The 19,210-nt window shown below is 40.5% G+C and carries 14 protein-coding genes; 5 read left to right on the top strand and 9 right to left on the bottom strand.

Going from position 1 to position 19,210, the window contains the following annotated elements; genetic code table 11:
• Nucleotides 1-90: 90 nt before the first annotated feature.
• From EWV68_RS19940 to EWV68_RS19930, 3 genes are all read right to left on the bottom strand, one after another.
• Nucleotides 91-930 (bottom strand): SWIM zinc finger family protein, encoded by an 840-nt coding sequence (locus EWV68_RS19940; RefSeq protein WP_287170815.1) that lies wholly within the window; start codon nt 928-930, stop codon nt 91-93.
• A 13-nt stretch (nt 931-943) separates the two neighbouring features.
• Nucleotides 944-4,066, bottom strand: coding sequence for a DEAD/DEAH box helicase (locus tag EWV68_RS19935; protein ID WP_287170814.1), 3,123 nt, complete (start codon nt 4,064-4,066; stop codon nt 944-946).
• Nucleotides 4,067-4,478: 412 nt separating this feature from the next.
• Entirely contained in the window at nt 4,479-5,459 is a 981-nt protein-coding gene (locus EWV68_RS19930) for a DUF3616 domain-containing protein (RefSeq protein ID WP_287170813.1), read from the bottom strand.
• A gap of 601 nt (nt 5,460-6,060) precedes the next feature.
• Here EWV68_RS19930 and EWV68_RS19925 point away from each other — a divergent pair.
• From EWV68_RS19925 to EWV68_RS19915, 3 genes are all read left to right on the top strand, one after another.
• A complete protein-coding gene (locus tag EWV68_RS19925; RefSeq protein WP_061432589.1) occupies nt 6,061-7,503 on the top strand; it encodes a sensor histidine kinase in 1,443 nt (480 codons plus the stop codon).
• Between the two features lie 92 nt (nt 7,504-7,595).
• A complete protein-coding gene (locus EWV68_RS19920; protein ID WP_287170811.1) occupies nt 7,596-8,693 on the top strand; it encodes a saccharopine dehydrogenase family protein in 1,098 nt (365 codons plus the stop codon).
• Nucleotides 8,694-8,696: 3 nt separating this feature from the next.
• A complete protein-coding gene (locus EWV68_RS19915; RefSeq protein WP_287170809.1) occupies nt 8,697-10,379 on the top strand; it encodes a mechanosensitive ion channel family protein in 1,683 nt (560 codons plus the stop codon).
• On the opposite strand, the gene EWV68_RS19910 is transcribed toward EWV68_RS19915, so the two are convergent.
• Both EWV68_RS19910 and EWV68_RS19905 read right to left on the bottom strand, forming a co-directional pair.
• Nucleotides 10,306-10,809 carry a hydrogenase maturation protease gene (locus EWV68_RS19910; RefSeq protein ID WP_287170808.1) on the bottom strand — a complete coding sequence of 168 codons (504 nt, stop codon included), beginning with the start codon at nt 10,807-10,809 and terminating at the stop codon, nt 10,306-10,308. The genes EWV68_RS19915 and EWV68_RS19910 overlap by 74 nt on opposite strands.
• A gap of 121 nt (nt 10,810-10,930) precedes the next feature.
• Nucleotides 10,931-11,575, bottom strand: a complete 645-nt coding sequence (locus EWV68_RS19905) for a Uma2 family endonuclease (protein ID WP_061432592.1) — start codon at nt 11,573-11,575, stop codon at nt 10,931-10,933.
• Between the two features lie 155 nt (nt 11,576-11,730).
• On the opposite strand from EWV68_RS19905, the gene EWV68_RS19900 reads away from it, so the two are divergent.
• Nucleotides 11,731-12,414, top strand: a complete 684-nt coding sequence (locus tag EWV68_RS19900) for a Uma2 family endonuclease (protein WP_287170807.1) — start codon at nt 11,731-11,733, stop codon at nt 12,412-12,414.
• A gap of 23 nt (nt 12,415-12,437) precedes the next feature.
• Here the strand turns inward: EWV68_RS19900 and EWV68_RS19895 are convergent, their stop codons facing one another.
• Nucleotides 12,438-13,850, bottom strand: a complete 1,413-nt coding sequence (locus EWV68_RS19895; protein ID WP_002797667.1) for an LCP family protein — start codon at nt 13,848-13,850, stop codon at nt 12,438-12,440.
• A 360-nt stretch (nt 13,851-14,210) separates the two neighbouring features.
• Nucleotides 14,211-14,831: a GNAT family N-acetyltransferase gene (locus tag EWV68_RS19885; RefSeq protein WP_061432595.1), complete on the bottom strand. Its 621-nt coding sequence runs from the start codon at nt 14,829-14,831 to the stop codon at nt 14,211-14,213.
• A 305-nt stretch (nt 14,832-15,136) separates the two neighbouring features.
• Here EWV68_RS19885 and EWV68_RS19880 point away from each other — a divergent pair, with 305 nt between their 5' ends.
• Nucleotides 15,137-16,378, top strand: a complete 1,242-nt coding sequence (locus EWV68_RS19880; RefSeq protein WP_287170806.1) for an AmpG family muropeptide MFS transporter — start codon at nt 15,137-15,139, stop codon at nt 16,376-16,378.
• A 28-nt stretch (nt 16,379-16,406) separates the two neighbouring features.
• Here EWV68_RS19880 and EWV68_RS19875 read toward each other — a convergent pair whose 3' ends face one another.
• Nucleotides 16,407-17,831 (bottom strand): PP2C family protein-serine/threonine phosphatase, encoded by a 1,425-nt coding sequence (locus EWV68_RS19875; RefSeq protein ID WP_287170805.1) that lies wholly within the window; start codon nt 17,829-17,831, stop codon nt 16,407-16,409.
• Between the two features lie 147 nt (nt 17,832-17,978).
• Nucleotides 17,979-19,202, bottom strand: a complete 1,224-nt coding sequence (locus EWV68_RS19870) for an RNA-guided endonuclease InsQ/TnpB family protein (protein WP_287170804.1) — start codon at nt 19,200-19,202, stop codon at nt 17,979-17,981.
• Nucleotides 19,203-19,210 lie beyond the last annotated feature (8 nt).

Below are 19,210 nucleotides of genomic sequence, written 5' to 3'. Positions count from 1 at the left end.
TAAAAAATAGAATGCTTTTTCAAACTTTTAATCCCCCCTTAATACCCTCTTAATAAGAGGGGTGTCTGACAATTTTTAACACCTACATAATTATAACATACCAGCATTTTTATTGCGTACCCGTTGATACATTTCTTCCATTACCTCGATAAAGGAAGTATCCTTATCCCAAAATGCCGGATAATCACCAGCTTTTTTAATGACAATTGCGGGAATAGTTGCGGCTTTGACTAACTGAGGATTTTCGGGTAAACGGTGATGGGAGTGCCAAAATTCTTTGAGATCAATTGTTTCTACTGCTGGTATGGTTTCGGGTTTAGTGTGATAGGAAGTAACCGGGTTAAGAGGAATTTCTTCCTCTTGGATGGAGGAGGAAAGCAACTTACCGAGGGGAGTTTTTGCTAACTCTTGCAGTAATTTTTGACGAGAGATACCCCGTAATTCAAATAAGAGGAAAGGATCCTGATCTAATTGGGAAGCAACGAGGTAATAAACTCCAGCAATATGTTTACAGGGATTTTCCCAATCGGGACAGGAACAATTGGTGATAAAATCCTTTTGACTGTGGGGTAATAAGTGCAGATTCAGATCGCTAAATGCTTCATCAATATTATCGGGAACTTCTTTGAGCAGCAGTTTAGAGATCATACTCGCTCTTGAACCAAGATTATATAAAGCTTGTGACCACTCTGCTTTAGTAATTGGTTTAATCTCGATACTCACCTTATACAAAGGTTCTTTGTAAACCCCAAAGTAGGGATTAATGGAACCTCTCACCTGAGCAGTAATTAAATTACCGTCAATTTTATAATTCTTGACTTTATCATTTTTGGCGTAGGAACGTCCTCGACTCAAGCGCGCTGAGTCGGTAAATTCCTCTAATGCTTCTATAAAGCGTTGTCCCCACCAAGTTTTACTAAATTTATTCATGGGTTTACCTCGATTAAATAATTGTCTGTTTATTCAATGCGATTAACTGACGAAAACTTTCGTTATCTAATTCCGTTAACCAGGATTCATCATTACTAACAATAGCATTAGCTACCTTTTTCTTTTCCTCGATCATTTCATCAATTCTTTCCTCTAAGGTTCCCAAAGTGACAAATTTATGCACGAAAACATTTTTTTGTTGACCAATTCTAAAAGCGCGATCAGTTGCTTGATTTTCCACCGCAGGATTCCACCAACGATCGAAATGAAAAACATGATTTGCTTTGGTTAAAGTAATCCCCACTCCCCCAGCTTTTAGGGATAAAATAAATACGGAAGGTTCTGTTTCGGGATGTTGAAATTCTTCGATCATTTGTTCTCGTTTTGGTTGAGAAGTCCCCCCGTGAAGATAATAGGTATTGTAGCGAAAAGTTTGTTTGAGGTACTTTTGTAAGGAGTCACCGATTTCAGTAAATTGAGTGAAAATTAGCAGACTATCTCCCTCTAAAATTACTTCTTCTAGCATTTCTCCCAAACGCTCTAACTTATGCGATCGCTCAGGAGTAAAAGCGCTGTTATCCTGTAAAAATTGACGCGGGTGATTACAAATTTGTTTCAAGCGCATCAGGGTAGATAAAATTAATCCTTTGCGTTTTATTCCCTCCGCTTCTTCTAATTGTTTTTCCACTTCTTTGATGACAACTTCGTAGAGAGAAGCTTGTTCTTTAGTTAAATTACAATACTGTTTGTTTTCCACTTTGTCAGGTAAATCTTTAATTATCTGCTTATCGGTTTTTACCCGACGCAGAATAAAAGGTTCCACTAATTTTTTGAGAACCGTGGACTGGAGACGATCATTTTGTTTTTGGATTGGCACTTCAAAAGCTTTACGAAATTGAGTTTCTTTGCCTAAATAACCGGGGTTAAGGAAGTTAAAAATTGACCATAAATCAAGCAGTCTATTTTCTACGGGAGTTCCCGTTAATGCGAGACGATGTTGTGCAGATAAACTCAAGATTGCTTTGGTTTGTGCCGCTTTAGGATTTTTGATATTTTGTGCTTCATCAATTACTAAACGTTGCCAGGATTGCGAGTTAAATAATTTCAAATCCTTGCGAACTAAGGTAAAAGAAGTAATGACGATATCCTTGTGACTAGCTACTGTCTGAAATTCGTTCTCATTTTGATAGCGCTTACTACCATGGTGAATTAAAACCTGAAGATGGGGGGCAAATTTTTCAATTTCTTTTGCCCAATTTCCCACCACAGAAGTGGGTGCGACTAGCAGAGTTGGTAAAACATTATTATCTCCCTCTCTTTCCCCAACCAATCTAGCAATTACCTGTAGGGTTTTTCCTAATCCCATATCGTCAGCAAGACAACCATTTAAACCCAATTGTTCCAGGTATTGAATCCAAGCAACCCCGCGCTTTTGGTACTCCCGCAGCGTTCCTTGTAATTGGGGAGGATTTTCGATCGGTTCTAGTTGACTAGGATTTTGTAATTTCTCTAGCATAGAACCCAAAAAATCATCGGTTTCAACAATAATTTCCTCTGGGTATTCGGCAGCTTTTTTCATTAATTCAATCAGATTCATCTCAGGATTTTCCTGCTGATATTTCTGCCAAAAATCCAGCATTTGCTGCATTTTATTTTGTTCTAGTTCTACCCATTGACCTCGAAATTTAACTAAGGGTGTTTTGGTGTTAATTAATTGTTGCCATTCCTCTTGGGTAATAGTTTCTTCACCGATGGCTAATTCATATTGATATTCAATGATGTTTTCGAGACTAAAAATCCCTTTACTAACGGGGGTAGATTTGCCCGATTTAGAAGTAGTTTTTAGCCGAACTTTGGCGCGCTGACGACCTTGGGGAGTCCACCAAGCGGGAATAATTACCTTATATCCCGCATCTTCTAAAATCCAAGCAGTTTCTTTTAAGAAAGTAAAAGCTTCTGTAAGGTTGAGATAAAATCCCGTCGGTTTATCCGTTTCTAATCCTTGCCAAATGGGGGGATAAATACGGGCAGCATAACCCAAACTTAGTAAAATATTTTTGTCTAAATCTTGACCAAAATGCGCTCGTATGCTTGTTCTATTTTCGGGTACTGCATACCAATATTCGTCTAATTCTAATCGCAGGGAGGGGTCTTGTTTAGAGATGAGGATAAAAGTAATTTGCCACTGTTCAATATTATTTTCTGGGGCCTCGGTTAGTTTAAAACCCAGGGTAAAATTAGATATATTTTGGTCTCCTAGTAATTGCTGTCTCCAAGTTTGCCACTGTTGATATTTTTCTAAAGCGGCAGCGGTTTGCAGAAATCCAGCAGTCTTAGTCACAGAGAAGCAATCACCTATAATTGTCTCGCTAATTTTTTTATCAAAACTGGCAGGAATTGCCGTATTAGTGACAATTTCATTGAGGAGACATTCGGAGAAGTGCCGGAGTAGGGTTTTGGGATCGTATAATTGTGGTGAAGCATGGGGATTTTCAGCACCAGCAAGACAAATGCGGGGAAGATATTCGAGATAGCGATCGAGATTGGTTTCGTAGGTTGCTGATATAATTTCCCAAAGAGGGTAGATGGCAAAGTTTGCGTTTTTCTTGTTATCTGTGGCTAATTCTCGATATTTAAAGGCAGGAATATAGTTATCTTTGAGAATTATTTCTTTAAAAGCTTGACTGTAGTGATACCAAAAAAGTAAATCTGCACCTAACTGAATCTCTGAGGAGTTGTCAAGACAGATAAAGTGCAGATCATTGAGCAGTTTAAGTACAGGATTAAGGGGATAACAATCAATTTGCCAAGATTGCCATTGGCTATTTTCTGGGGGTTCTTTTTCTAGATAACGTAGTAATTCTAAGGAGGGTAAAGGTTGATTCTCGTGACTAGGTAAAAGAAAGTAGCGGGGGACAAATTGCCGACTAAGAGGATTATAATTCGATTGAACTATTCCTAACTCTCCAGTGAGAAAGCTAGTTAATTCTTCTTTGCTTAACTGAAAAGGATGATAATTATCAGCAGTGGTGCGACTCTTTTTCGGGGTGATAGTTTCTCCCCAAAGATAAAAGCTACCCTTCTGAATAAATTCATCCGTTGATTGGGGAATCCAAGTACCGTGAAGAATTTTCATGGTTTTTAATGAGTACAAAAGAACTTAAATGAGGGCAATACTTAGCCTCTAGAAAAATTGTAGCGATTATGGGAGGATTCTCCACACTTTTTTGTCCCTTTGCGAACCCAGAAGTCCTCTGGATCAGAGAAAAAGGTTAATAGAGCTTCTAGGACAAAAAACCATTGAGAAGACGTGATCAACGGTTTTTTTGAGCTTAAAGCTTATCCCTATATGGGTTTAAAGCTATTTTTGTTCTAGGTTTTGTTGAGGTTCCACTAAGAAGGATGGCTAATTATATCAATTCTCCAAAATCCGGCTACAAGAGTTCGATCCCCCTACCTTCGGCATCTCCCTTAAAATGGGAAAAAGGGGAAAAGGGGAACTTAAATTCGATAATTCGATCTGTAGTTTTTATGGGTGATAATTGGTATTAGTTAACTTTTACCCAAATACTGCGGAAATATTTTTCGGGACTATTTTTATCGATAATATCTTTACAGGGAGTATTACCAACTCGCTCGATTGTACCATCATCGCTGAAAATCTGAAAGCGATCTGGGAAATGGGGATAAAACAACAAAGCTTCTGGACGAAACCCGTCAGGGAATTGCAGTGATTCTATCTTTTCTGGTGCATCTTCTTTTTTTCCTGACCAAGTATAGAAAACAAATTGATCGCCTCCATGAAATTCTCCGGCAATAATTAAATATACTTCTAAAGCTGGCCAAAATTCAATGCTACGAATTCCTAATCCTCCCAAATCTAGCAGGATAGGATCACCAAATTCAGCCCGAGCATTGGTGGAATTAATAACTAAACTTTCAGGATTTTTTAGAGTTAATAAAAGAGCTTTATCGTTTGGTATAGGATTACGAAAACCGATTAAGATATTTCCGTCTGGAGTTGCCGTTAAACCTTCAATATTTAATCCACCTTTAGCTTTGGGAGCTTTGGTTTCTGCTGTTTTGAAATCAAATATTTTAGCCAATTGAGAGTCTTCGATAATATCGCGCAAGACTAACTGAGTATAAGACTCACCCACTTGAACTATACTAGAGCCGTCATCGGTAATTTTACTGGCAAAAAATTGATGACGAGGGAGTTTTCGTTCAGCATTTTTATTGCGGCCATGAGAAGTAATCCAATAGATTATGTCATTTAGTACAGTTACCCCCTCCAAGTCGATTTCTTTATTTTTAGGATTGTTTTTCAGCCAACCATTAATGTCAATTGTTTCCAGTGCTTTTCCCGACTCTTGAGAGGAATAAATCCAGAGAATATTACCTAATTCTGGATCCGCCTCATCATTACCAATAACAAATTTATTTTCTCCTAAAGCAGTGGCTGCAGAAGCATCACAAATTCCTTGATGTTTGATTTCTTGGATAATAGAAAAGTTGAGAGGTTGCATGATTGTATTCTCCTTGTTAATTAGAAAAGTGAGGAAAATTATAGGCAATAAAAGACAAAAATACAAGAAATCACTAGAAATAATCTAATAAAGAACTGGTTTAAATAACTAATTTCTCTTAATTTCAAAAGTTTGTCGAGTGTCATAATTTATGTTAGTCCCTCCAAGACCCGATGATTCCTCCCATTGACCTAACGTCAAGGCAAAAGGTTTTGGGATCAAAGATTGGTTAGTTAGGGAAATAATTGGGGAACACTTTAACTCATTCGATGATAACTATAGATAGGCAAAAAATACTTAAATGTAACAAAAAAATACATAAGTGGGGAGGTGTAATTAAATATCAGACTTATCGAGGTTGAATTGAGCTATTAAACCCACAACTGGCATAGGTGATCAACTAAAGATGAAGTGTAACCTAATTTGGTATCGACGACCGACTCCCCAAAGCGAAAACTTTGTACCTCACCATTAAGATAACTGCCCTAGGTAAAAACGCGGATATCACTGCTAATAGAGTTCGGTTTTACCGTTATGGGATGAGCATTAACGGGGGTACTATTCTAGGTAAGGAATTTGTATCTAGTCAGTGATGAAGACGATGTTAAAGGGGTCTTTACCGAAATTAAGCGATATTTTCCCGCCGACTGACCATCAGGACCGGGAAACTTTCACCCCCAATGCTTTTTATCCTAATTTATCGGAATGGCTCAAGCGCTCGCAACTGAAAGCGGAAAGTGAATGGTTCGCAGCGATCGCCGCTTTAGAAAATATCTTATTACAAAACCAAAATAATGCTGCCGCCGGTCGGGGTTTAATTCTCTCCGGTCCGACGGCTTTAGTCAGAGAAAGCAAGGCTTTAACGGGTTTTGAATTTGGTGTTTTTACCGTTAAAGCTTTAAAACATTTACAATGGCCGGGTTTGCAATTGCCTTCTCAGGAAAAATCCGCCGCCGATATTTCCCCGACGGAGATTCATGAATTGCCTCTCTTGCCAACGGATCCGATTGCTAATGAAAGATTTTGTCTTGTTTTTAGCGAAAGTTTCGCTCTTTTGCTGGTTTTAGGCGAGGATCAGTGGGGTTTGTCCTCTTTTCAATTTTCCTTTGATCCCGTCCTCACTCAGCAAGCCTGGCAGCAGTTGCGGCAACGATTAGTTAATCTGCGTTATCCCCAAATCGGGACTTTAGAGGCAATTATCGAGGCTAATGGCAGTCCCTCGCCAGATTATCGTCTAGTTAGCCAATTTAGTCGCCAATTACTGCAAAATTTACCCAACCAGCCTAATTTAGACCTGAAAAAAACGAAATCGCCTATCAATGCCGAAATCACTCCGCCAAAGGAAGATAATTCTAATTTAGAATCGGGTTGTGATTTGGAGTTATTGCGAGCTTTAACCCACGAAATTCGCACCCCTTTAACCACCATTCGCACCATTACCCGATTATTATTAAAACGGGCAAAAGTAACGGAAGATGTGCAGAAATATCTAGAAACAATCGATTTAGAATGTAGTGAACAAATTCAGCGCATGGAATTAATTTTCCGAGCCGCAGAATTGGGTATTAATCCTCTGGGGGATAAACCGATTCAATTAATTCCAATTGCTCTAGAAAAAGTCTTTCAAGATAGTATTCCCCGGTGGCAAAAACAAGCTAAAAGGCGCAATGTCAATTTAGAAGTTAATGTACCGAAAAAATTGCCTTCGGTAATTAGCGACCCGAATTTATTGGATCAAATGTTAAATGGAGTCGTGGAAAAATGTACTCGCAGTATGGCTAGTGGTGGCCTGTTGCAAGTACATATATCAACGGCAGGAAATCAATTAAAAATGCAGTTCCAAACTCAGGTAAAATCGCCTAATCTTACTTTCAAAGATTTAGGAAAAGTCTTAATGTTTCAACCAGAAACGGGTAGTTTAAGCCTGAATATGAAGGTGACTAAAAACCTTTTTCAAGCTTTGGGAGGTAAATTTATTGTGCGTGAAAAACCCGAAGAAGGTGAGATTTTAACCATTTTCTTGCCCCTCGGACGCATTAAATAAGTTGGGATTATTCTGAATTTTTCATCTTGGAAAATAGGCAAAATTGCCAAGAGGATGCTATACTAGGGCAACAAACATTATTGATAGTTGCCATGGAAAAAACTGTTTTAATTTTAGGTGGCACTGGTCGCATTGGTCAAAGTGTAGCCCTAGATATTATTAATCATACTTCAGCTAAAATTATTATCACAGGACGCAAGGAAAAAGCCATTAAATTACTGCCAAGAATGCAGTTTTTGGCTTTGGATTTAGAAGAAATAGACAAGCTTAGACAGGCAATTAAAAATAGTGATTTAGTCATCCATTGTGCCGGTCCCTTTCATTATCGCGATGGCAGGGTAGTAAAAATTTGCATCGAAGAAAAAGTCAATTATATTGATGTTAGTGATCATCGTTCTTTTTATCAAAAGTTAATCCCCTATCGAGAATTAGCGATAAAAGCGGGAATAACTGCCGTGGTTAATACGGGAATTTTTCCCGGTATTTCTAATAGTATAGTGCGAGAGGGAGTCGAACAGTTAGATAGGGTAGAAACGATCCGTTTAAATTATGCCGTAGCCGGTTCAGGAGGTGCAGGATTAACCGTAATGCGGACTACTTTTCTCGGCTTAAAAAAGCCTTTTTTAGCTTGGATTGAGGGACAATGGCAAGAGATTGAACCCTATACTGCTAGAGAAGTAATTGACTTTCCCGCTCCTTTGGGTAAAACTGGTGTTTATTGGTTTGATATGCCAGAAACCTATACTTTTGCTGAATCTTTTCAAGTGCAAAATGTCATCACAAAATTTGGCTCTATTCCCGATTTTTATAATCATTTAACTTGGATTACTGCCCATATTTTCCCCGATGCTTGGGTAGAAAGTTCTCGGGGAATCGAGTTTTTTTCCCAAGTTAGTTATCGCATGACAGAAGTAACCGATAAATTTTCGGGAATTGGGGTAGCAATGTTAGCAAAAGTCGCCGGATGGCAAGGGCAGCAAAAAGCAGTTTATCAAGCGACTATGGTTCACGAAAACACTGCCCAAGCAGCGGGTTGGGGAACTGGCAGCGTGGCAGAATTAATCTTAGCGGCAAAACTCCAAAAAGCCGGGATTTATCCGGTGGAACAGGTGTTATCCACAGAACTATTCCATGCTACGATGAAAAAAAGAGGTATTAAACTCGATCGCTCCTGTGCAATTGTGGCTTAGAAGATGAAAAAAATCTGGCGTTACCTAGGGCTGTTTTGTTTAGTTTTGTTACTGACTTTATCCCCCATCCTCATGATAGCAGCCCAGAATAATCCTGCTAAACAAGGACAGGAAACACCCCTGGAAACTTTGGGAGAAGTTTTTCCCGTCATGCTTGATAATCAAGAACTTTTTACTATTCGGCAGGGAATAGGTTCTTTTTCAGCGCAAGAAAGAGCGAAATCGATTACAGCCAGAATTGAAAAAATTGCCGATGACGATGTTCTTTCTCCTGAAGATTTAACCATAAAAATCGATCCTGAAGACAAAAACCCTTCGATTATTTTGGGAGATACGGTTATTGCTACTATTACTTCTAAAGATGCCAAATTACACGCGGTCAGTCAAGAAGTATTGGCCGAACGAGCTTTGGCAAAGATGAAAGCAGCCATTGTCCGTTATCGTCAAGAACGTCAACCAGATAACCTCTTCAAAGATGCAGTTTTGACGGTAAGTGCTACCTTGGCCACGGTCTTAATTTTCTGGGTAATAATTTTTATATCTTCGCGGGTTTTTCCCCAGATTCAGAGATTAATCACCTCCCTAGTTCCTGGGGTCGTATTCCAAAATTTTGAGATTATTAGTTCCCAGACAATAGGAATTTTTTCCCTAAGAGTTTTGCAATTTATCCGCACTCTGATTATTTTAACTATTCTCTATTTTTATTTAACTTTTGTCCTTCGTCTTTTTCCCTGGACTAGAAAATTTGGTGATGGTTTTCTGCAATACTTTTTTAGTGCTTTGGAAGTTATTTCCCAAGAGATAGCAAAATATTTACCCAATATTTTTATTATACTGATAATTGTTTTTATAACTCACTATCTGTTGAGAGCAATTAAACCATTTTTCACTGGATTGGAAAGAGAAAATTTAGTAATTAATGGTTTCTATCCCGATTGGGCAAAACCAACCTATAATTTACTGTCACTGCTGATAATTGCCTTAGCTATAGTCATCGCTTTTCCCTATCTACCCGGATTTAATTCTCCTGCTTTTCAGGGGGTGTCGGTATTTTTAGGGGTACTATTTTCCTTGGGTTCCACCTCTGCTATCGCTAACGTGGTGGGGGGAATTATCCTCATCTATACCCGCTCTTTTCAACTAGGAGATAAAATTTCTATTGGTGATGTTATTGGAGATGTGATTGAAAAAGGATTATTAGTCACCCGTATTCGCACACCAGCTAATAGAATTATCACGATTCCTAATTCATCGCTGTTAAACACCAATGTGATTAACTTTAGTGTCTCTCAAAGGGAATTCAAACAGCCTTTAATTTTGCAAACCACAGTCACTCTCGGTTATGATTTACCTTGGCGTAAGGTCCACGCAACCCTGAAAGAAGCAGCCTTAGCAACCCAATTTATTGTCTCAGAACCTGCTCCTTTTGTCTTGCAAACCAGTCTCGATGATTTTTATGTCAGCTATCAGCTAAATGCCTACACCGATCATCCTAGCAAAATGGTGTATATTTATTCTGAATTGCATCAAAATATTCAGGATAAATGTAACGAAGTCGGTATCGAAATTATGTCTCCTCACTACAAGGCTCTCCGGGATGGCAATCACAGCACTATTCCTGAAAATTATCTGCCGGAAGATTATCAAAGTCCTGCTTTTGGTATTCAGTCAAATTCTCAGAAGTAATAATTTTCCTAATAGCTTTAATCCCATTTGTCAAGCCCTTTTTAGTTATTGTTGATAATTCTTCACCAAATTCACAATTAATAGCAGGAATAAATATTCCCCAGGCCCTGGGAGTTTGTTGATAAATTGCTTGAGTTAATGCTAATAAAGAAGCGGGACTTTCTGCATGACCGAAATTATTCCATTCGGTAACTGCCGCTAATTTTTCTATTCGGATATCGGTTTGATTAGATAATACCGCATCAACAAAAATAACTAGAGAAGCATCAGCTATATCGGCTGCTAACTCAGGAGTCAATTGATGGGTAGCGATGACTTGCACATTAGTCCAATTCTCCTCGGCAATAATTTCGGCTATTCTCACTCCCACTCCGTCATCATTTCTTAAAGTATTACCGTAACCGATGAGCAGTATTTTAAAATTATTCATGGTTAAATAGAGGAAACAGGAGTTGGAAACTTGACAGTAAGTAACTTTTCCCTAATCAGGTTAACTTGGTTCGGGATTTACTTGGTTGCCATGAAAGACGCTGTAAGCGGGAAAAATTAGTTTAAATACTATAAAAATATTCGAGATGTTGTTTTAGTTGACGAATTGCCATACTACTATTGCGATTGTCGGCAATTTCTCCACAGAAAGAAACTAGATTTTGTAGGTTAAAGTTAGGAAAATATTGACTTTGATGGCGAGGGATATACTCTTGATTATCTAGCCAATAAATATAGATATTTTTCTGACGATACAACCAAATTTCAGGCACTTGATAAGGCAGATAGTCATCCACATTCGAGTAACTGGTGACATCAATTTCTAATACTAAATCGGGAGGAGGATCATTTACCCAGTCAATTCTGGCTTTCCCTGCTATAGCCGGCCAATGGTCAATATAAAAACTATAATCTGGTTCAATACCACTTGTTTCTGGTAATTCCATGGTTACGGGAGTAAAAGCCTCGTACTCACGCCCCAGATAATCCAATAAGGTGATGATAATATTAGCAATTAAATGGGCATCACGTCCATGCTTAGGAAGTGGAGACATAAGCAAGACTTCTCCATTGTGATATTTGATTTTAGGCTGAGAATTGTCGCCCCTTTGCCGAGACAAAGTTTGATAATCTAGCCAAGTGGCAGGTAATCTCACTAAGGACCCCGCCGGTAGCTCGATTTTATCTAGTGAAACTAAGGCAAACATGGCGCAAGGTTCCAGGTAAATGATCAGAAACGCTGTAAAATAAGTATAGGATATCTTCGATACTCTCGATGCACAGCTTAACCTAATCGATAAATTAACTGAGTCTGGTAAGAAAACTTAAGCCTTGATAGTAGTTTCTTGATGAGCCAAAAATTATGCTATCGACTAACACAGTTTCCCCCCATATTATTCCCCCTCTCGAAAATGGCGATAGATTAACCCTTCCCGAATTCGAGCGCCGTTATCAAGCAATGACACAGCTAAAAAAAGCTGAATTAATCGCAGGAGTTGTTTATATGGCAGCCGCGGTGAGAGCCAAAAACCACGGTAAACCCCACGCTAATATTATCGGTTGGTTAACTGCCTACGAAGTGGCGACACCGGGAGTAGAAACACTGGATAATACTACTGTGCGACTGGATGGGGATAATCAACCACAACCAGATGCTTTATTAAGAATAGAAACCGGTGGACAATCAAGCATTAGTGAAGATGATTATGTAGAAGGCGCGCCGGAATTAATCGTGGAAATTGCCGCTTCTACTGCTTCCTACGATTTACACGAAAAACTCAAAGTTTATCGTCGCCAGGGAGTGCAAGAGTATATTATCTGGCGAGTTTATGACGTTCAATTGGATTGGTTTAGGTTAACTGATGGGGAATATTTGCCCCTAGAATCAACTCAAAATAACATCCTTTGCTCTCAAGTTTTCCCTGGATTATGGCTAGATAAAAATGCTTTATTATCGGGTAATTTAGCCGAAGTTTTGGAGGTGTTAAAGCAAGGAATAGTTAGTCAAGAACACCAAGATTTTTGTCAAACTTTGGCTAATCAATAACCCAGATAAATTTGATTTTTTTCTTAGTTGCCTAGGGATGGCTCAGAAAGATTAGCTGATTTTTCTTGCCAATCTTGACCGATTTTAATCGTCACATCAGAAGCGAGATTCCCCGTACTTTCCACCAAAACTTCCCCGACACCAAGGCTATTATGCAGGGCAGCAGCCAGGGAATTATCCCCTTTTTGAGCAATAATTTTGGTAGTTTCTAGAATTGGCGATGAAGACTTAGAGACAAAAACATTTTCATAACCAAACGAGCGCAGATATCTGACTAGAGCTTGCACCGCTTCTGGATTATCGATGCTATCTTCCACAGCTATGCGAGTCGGTTGCGTGGTTTCCTCAATGTCAGCCATAAAAGAGCCGTGGTTAAAATGTTGAGCCACTAGCTCTTGAATTTTACTTTGATTGGGCAACCAATAACTGATCCCTTGCCGACCATCACCATTAAAGTCTCCTGGTAGCAGTAGCATTTGCACATCAGCGCGCTGAGTTTTGGAGGCAAAGCCGGCTAGAGCGAGTAACTCCTCTAAACTGAGATTAGTATCGATATGATTGCGGATAACCTCGATAATATCGGGAATTTTCAATAAAGTTGCTGGTTTTAGGGTTTGTTCTACTAAAGACCGCATTAATTGCTGTTGTCGTTGGATACGACCGATATCGCCGTTAGCATCGTAACGAAAACGGGCAAACTGGAGGAATTTCTCGCCGTTGAGGTGTTGTTCCCCTTTTTTCAGGTCAATGTAGAGGTGTTGACTAAAATCTTTGTACTTCATGTCTTTGGGAACATATACCGTCACCCCCCCCAAAGCATCAATTAATTTTTCCACACCCTGCACATTAATGCGAATATAGCGATCGATAGCCACTCCGTCCAAAAGATGACTAACCGTTTCCGCCGTTAAAGCAGGTCCACCGAGGGCGTTAGCTTCATTGATTTTTTTCTCCCCGTAACCCTCGATATCGGTGCGGGTATCCCGGGGGATGGAAAGCATGGTTAACTTCTGTCTTTGGGGGTCAAAACGCAGTAACAGCATGGTATCGGTTAAACCATCCAAGGAATTAACCGGGGCATGATAACCCAGATCTGGGGTTTGTGCCTCCTTGACATCGGATGTCAACACTTTCGCGCCAACTACCAGAATATTAACGGGGCGGTTGAGGGCGGGAAGTTGCAGATTTTGATAGGATATCGCCTGCTGATTGTTAAAAGCGGCGGCTTCTTGGGGACTAAGAGCAGCTTGTCGCAAAGGTGTGGAGGAGAGAGACACAGCCAACATAGCCCCCGCCGTAGCGGAAACTAGGGCGCAGCCAGTTAAGCCTAGGGCTGTCAGGAACCATTTACCCGACAATCGCCGCTTTTTAACAGGTTTAGCTGCTAATTTGCTTGATTTTCCGCTTTTAAGCCTTGATTTCGTCTTATTAACCACAAATTGCCTCACACAGTCACTAATTATCTCCCTAAAACCATATTTTAAAGGGATGAACTATTTTTTTTCTCAGATACCCGGAAAAGATTATTAAACTAATCGGGTTTTCTAGAGAGTTAGCAGATAATATAGCAGAATTTTTCCTTATAGTTCTTCTGCATGGCAATTTTGTCGAAATATCTAGGGTTTGTTTCGTGGGAGTGGGAAGTGGGGAAGTGGGGGAAGTGGGGGAGCGGGAAGTGGGAAGTGGGGAAGTGGGGAAGTGGGGAAATTGAACTAAAACCCCAAAACCCCAAAACCCCAAAACCCCAACCCCCAACACCTAAAACCTGTCTCGGAGTCTGGGAGTCTCCTATCTCCTCATTGGCTGATTTTTTTGTGCAGAAATAACTTTTGTGGTCGATTAAATAACCAATTGATCAACCAACCGTCGGTTTTTTGCAGACGATAACCGCTACTTAAGTACAGTGACTGGGCCGCTAGATTATTATCGAGAACATGGAGGGAAAGTTCCTCAAAACCCCATTCTCTAGCGATCTGTTCACACTTGAGCAGCAATCTCCGGGCCAGACCGGCACGCCGGCGATCGGGACTAACGGCTAAATTAGAGATATAAGGAATGGGAACAGCTAAAAAAGAACTGGATTTTAAGCCGATTTCCGCCGTAGCAACAATAATTTCCTGAGGACCCGTGACGGTGACGCTGGTTTGACTGACTACCAGACAGTGATAGTAAGGGGTATCGGCGCGCAATCGTCCCCGTAAGTCCTCGTAAATGCCTAATTTAAAGATAGGACGCAGAAAAGACCAATAATTGGCCGTGGGGAAAAAACTATCGGTGAGAATTTCCGCCAAGCTTTTGAGATCTTGGCTTTGGGCCAAACGCACCTCGACGGTAATGGCGGCATTGTCACCGGTCGCTTCCGAGTCGGAGGGATTAGACAATAGGTATGAGATAAAACAGGAGTCCACTTTAATCACAGGAGTCGGCAGGGAAGGTGGGGATGGCAGTCCTTATCTGGGAAAGGTAAATAGGGGTGGGAGCTAGTTGGGAGAATCAAGCATCTATCTTAAGGAGAAGACCGCAATTTTTCAAGACTACTGAATCAAAATCTCATCCATTCTACTGCCTATAGCTCCAGTTGGGGGAAAGACCGCAATTTTTCGGGAATTTTTTTGATCTCCAGGCAATGGTTAAGATGGGATGATGCTGGTCAGAACTAATCTCTTTCTTTTTGGGTCAATTAACTATATTCTTTAATCTAATCTATCCTCCTATCCCCTCCATGATCAAAGAAATTTCCGCTTATTTGCAAGTGTTCCGCAGTCAAAAAATGGCGGCTTTGTTATTCTTAGGTTTCGCTTCTGGATTGCCCTTTTTTCTCACCGGTCGCACCCTGCAAGCTTGGATGACCACCGAAGGAGTTGATCTGAAATCGATCGGTTTATTTAGTTTAGTCGCTCTCCCCTACTCTCTCAAATTTCTTTGGTCTCCCTTACTCGATCGCTATCTTCCCCCGCTGCTTGGTCGTCGTCGCGGTTGGATTTTAATCGCTCAAATTTGTTTAACTTTAGCGATTGCAGCCATGGCTTTTCAACAACCAAAACAATCTTTAGAATTATTGGCAATTAATGCTTTACTGATTGCTTTTTTTAGTGCCAGCCAAGATATTGCCTACGATGCCTATCGCACAGATATTTTAGAAAAATGGGAGATGGGGGCTGGGGTGGCGATCGGGGTTTTAGGTTATCGTTTGGCTTTAATTTTAACCGGTTCGATCGCTTTAATTTTAGCCGATCACTTTCCCTGGCCTCTCGTCTATCTTTTCCTAGCTGGATTGATGGCTTTAACGATTATTTGGTCTTTTTTCGCCCCAGCTACTCCCCCTAGAGATGATACTCCTCAAACTCTTTTAGAGGCGGTTTGGTTGCCTTTCCAAGAGTTTTTTCAACGCTATCGATTAGGTCAAGGAATGGGCATTCTCGCCTTTATTGTTCTCTATCGTTTAGGGGATGCTTTAGTTAATAATATGGTGACTCCTTTTCTCTTAAAAACTGGTTTCAGTCAAACCGATATCGGGGCGATCCAAGGCGGACTGGGCATGATAGCAACTATGGTGGGAGTTTTATTAGGTGGTTCCCTGTTAAGTCGTTGGGGAATTAATCGATCGCTCTGGATATTTGGTCTGTTGCAAGCTGTTAGTAATTTAGCCTATTTTATTTTAGCAAATTTAGGTCAAAATTATCCTTTTATGGTCTTGGCTATTAACATTGAAAACTTCTGCGGTGGCTTAGTCACTGCCGCTTTTGTGGCTTTTTTAATGAGTCTTTGTAATGCTCGTTTTACCGCTACTCAGTTCGCCCTTTTATCGAGTTTAATGGCCTTTAGTCGCGATATTTTAGTAGCTCCCGCCGGAGTTTTAGCCGAGGCGATCGGTTGGCAGTGGTTCTTTTTAATCACAGTAATTGCCGCTTTACCCGGGTTAGCGTTATTGCCTTTATTCGCTCCTTGGCAAGAGCAGGATTAAGCTAATTTATGAGCTAGGAAATGATAATTTATTCCTCCGATTTCACTCGCATAACTACTAAAGTCATATCGTCACTACTGTCATTTCCTAAACCGGTAAAAGCGGCAACTTTCCCAAATAAATATTCCAGAATCTGTTCGGGATCGGTGTACTGTTGACAGGCTTCTTTAACTGCCGATAGCCAATTTTTCTGATCAAATCTTTCTCCTTTCGAGTTAACTGCATCGGTAAAGCCATCGGTATAATAGATCAGCGTATCTCCCGCTTCTAATTGCACTTGGGCATCGTCATAGATAGAATCGGCCTCTAAACCCACTAATGTCCCTTCCGTGTCGAGAGACTCTAACTCTCCCGTTTTGGCCCGCCACCAGAGGGTGGGATAATGGGCAGCATTACTGTAGCCAAGACGGCGCGTCAGGGGATCATACTCGGAATAAAATAATGTCACGAAACGATGAGAATTATCGAGATCGGCATACATAACCCGATTGAGATGACGCAAAATCTGGGCCGGGGAGTGACGATTTAACACTTCCGCTCGCAACATTCCCCGGGTCATGGTCATCAATAATCCTGCTGGGACACCTTTACCCATGACATCACCGATCACTATACTCCAAGGAGCGGTACTAGCTTCCATTTCCGCCTCCCTTGCCGGTTGAAATTGATCGTAGTTGCAGGGGATAAAATCATAATAATCGCCACCAACGCGATTAGCCGTTTGGCAGTGGGCCGCCAATTCTACCCCCTGAATTTTCGGACATTGCCGGGGTAAAAGACGATTTTGGATTTCGGCAGCGATTTCTAACTCTCGATCCTGACGTTCCTTAGAACGTAATTCGATCGTTAATTCATTATTAGCTATAGCCACCGCCGTTTGATCGGCCACTAGCTGCAGCAGTTTACGACGGGTGGGTGTCCAACCATAATCGGGATCGCGACTGAAAACGTATAAACGCCCCCGCTCACTATTTTTTACTAAAACAGGCGTACTATAAACCTGCGTACCCTGTCCGAGAGTTTGCCGGATCTGATGGTCGAGACTATCGAGAAGCGATCGACTATTTTTATTCTCAAGTGCCGCTTCTTGGTTTAATTGTCGGATAATTGCCTCTAATTGTCGGCGTAGTTCCCCATTAATTTGATTATCTTGGCAATGGAGTTGATCGAGCGCCACTTGACCGTTATTTTTGCTCAAAATCAACGCCCCTCCCTCCGCGTCTGCCACTCGTGCGGCCATCAAGGGGGTAAGATCGAGGAATTGGTTTAAATTATTGAAACTCCGCAGGGCAAAACCGAGGGAACTTAAGAGATTTTGAACTTTGTTTTGTTCGCGATATAAACTAGCGACTAACTCTTTTAAGGCTAAAATTGGCTTGATATCGGTACTTTGATCGCCCATATTGACGGTGGGAGTGGTGAGGGTGTCGCTCGGTTCCGGCTCAGAAAGCATAAAATGATCTTTGTGGCGGTGACATGATTATAGCTAGATGGTCATTGGGTTATGACCTGTTTAAGTCTAACAGTATAGTGGATCTTTTCCTGACCGCCACAATTTAACCCTGATGTTTTACTATTTCCGTTTTTTGACGCTCCCCGTCTAAAGAGACGGGGATTCTTCGTTCATTGAGTCTCCGTTAGCAAGCAGGATTTCTCCAACCAACCAAGAGGGAATCTCTCCCGAAGCGTTTAAAGTTTGCGTGCGCCCCACGCTACTTAATCCCTTTTGCAAGATGTTTAAAGCGGCGTTTCTGTCTCGACAATCTGTATATCCACAATGAGGACAAACATGGGTTCGAGTAGATAGCGACTTTTGGACTTTTTGTCCACAATTAGAACAATTTTGAGACGTATTATGGGGTGAGACAGCTATAGTTAACTTGCCGTATTTGTCCCCAAAATACTCTAGCCATTGCCTAAAAACAGACCATCCTGCATCGGTTATCGACTTCGCTAAATGACGATTTTTAACCATGCCTTTGATATTTAAGTCTTCATAGGCGATTAAGTCGTTAGACTTAACTAAACGGAGTGCCACACTCTTGACAAACTCTTCTCGTTGCCTACTTACTCTTAAATGTTTCCGAGCATATCGCTGTCTAGCCTTGTGATAATTACGAGATTGTTTTTTACCCTTGCGGTATTTCTTTGACTTTTTTTTATTTAATCGGTTTAATTGTTTTTCAGCTTTTCGATAGTAGTTCGGACAATCAATTTGATGGCCTTCGCTATCTACTAAGAAAAACTTTAATCCCACATCAATCCCAGTGGCTTTCTGGGAAGGTGTTAAAGGCTTAACCGTGTCTCTGGGGTCTAATTTAAGGCAAAACTGCACATAATAACCATCGGCACGATTAAGGATTCTTACCCGTTTAATCTGGTCTGGTTGATAGTAATTAATATCTCTAGAACCAATCAGTTTAAGAGTACCAATACCTTTTTTGTCTGTAAAGGTAATATGACGTTTATTAGCTGATAGCTTCCATCCAGATACTTTATACTCAACAGAACGGGAATGTTTTTTAAACTTAGGGTAGCCTTTCTTTCCTTTAACTTTATTTTGGCAATTATCGTAAAACCGAGTAATTGCCCGCAAGGTTCTTTCTACGGCAGTCTGGCAAGCATGGGAGTTTAAATCATCAACAAATTTAAACTCTTTCCTTAATGCTGTGTTGTATCGAAATAACTCTGTTTTGCCAACACCCTGATTATCCATCCAATAACGCAGGACTTTATTCCGAACAAATTGGGTTGTCCGTATTGCTTCGTTAATGGCTTCTATCTGATTAGGTTTTGGCTTAACCTTGTATTCTAGTACAAACATTTTGATAC

This window comes from Microcystis sp. M_QC_C_20170808_M9Col (assembly GCF_007095495.1).
Lineage (GTDB): Bacteria > Cyanobacteriota > Cyanobacteriia > Cyanobacteriales > Microcystaceae > Microcystis > Microcystis aeruginosa.
The sequence above is the reverse complement of the archived record's forward strand: the minus strand, read 5'-3'. Positions and strand labels throughout refer to the sequence as shown.

What these genes read in the sequence shown, in the direction of transcription:
- EWV68_RS19940 (WP_287170815.1), bottom strand. Translation starts at nt 930, where the DNA reads ATGAATAAATTTAGTAAAACTTGGTGGGGACAACGCTTTATAGAAGCA.
- EWV68_RS19935 (WP_287170814.1), bottom strand. Translation starts at nt 4,066, where the DNA reads ATGAAAATTCTTCACGGTACTTGGATTCCCCAATCAACGGATGAATTT.
- EWV68_RS19930 (WP_287170813.1), bottom strand. Translation starts at nt 5,459, where the DNA reads ATGCAACCTCTCAACTTTTCTATTATCCAAGAAATCAAACATCAAGGA.
- EWV68_RS19925 (WP_061432589.1), top strand. Translation starts at nt 6,061, where the DNA reads ATGTTAAAGGGGTCTTTACCGAAATTAAGCGATATTTTCCCGCCGACT.
- EWV68_RS19920 (WP_287170811.1), top strand. Translation starts at nt 7,596, where the DNA reads ATGGAAAAAACTGTTTTAATTTTAGGTGGCACTGGTCGCATTGGTCAA.
- EWV68_RS19915 (WP_287170809.1), top strand. Translation starts at nt 8,697, where the DNA reads ATGAAAAAAATCTGGCGTTACCTAGGGCTGTTTTGTTTAGTTTTGTTA.
- EWV68_RS19910 (WP_287170808.1), bottom strand. Translation starts at nt 10,809, where the DNA reads ATGAATAATTTTAAAATACTGCTCATCGGTTACGGTAATACTTTAAGA.
- EWV68_RS19905 (WP_061432592.1), bottom strand. Translation starts at nt 11,575, where the DNA reads ATGTTTGCCTTAGTTTCACTAGATAAAATCGAGCTACCGGCGGGGTCC.
- EWV68_RS19900 (WP_287170807.1), top strand. Translation starts at nt 11,731, where the DNA reads ATGCTATCGACTAACACAGTTTCCCCCCATATTATTCCCCCTCTCGAA.
- EWV68_RS19880 (WP_287170806.1), top strand. Translation starts at nt 15,137, where the DNA reads ATGATCAAAGAAATTTCCGCTTATTTGCAAGTGTTCCGCAGTCAAAAA.
- EWV68_RS19875 (WP_287170805.1), bottom strand. Translation starts at nt 17,831, where the DNA reads ATGCTTTCTGAGCCGGAACCGAGCGACACCCTCACCACTCCCACCGTC.
- EWV68_RS19870 (WP_287170804.1), bottom strand. Translation starts at nt 19,202, where the DNA reads ATGTTTGTACTAGAATACAAGGTTAAGCCAAAACCTAATCAGATAGAA.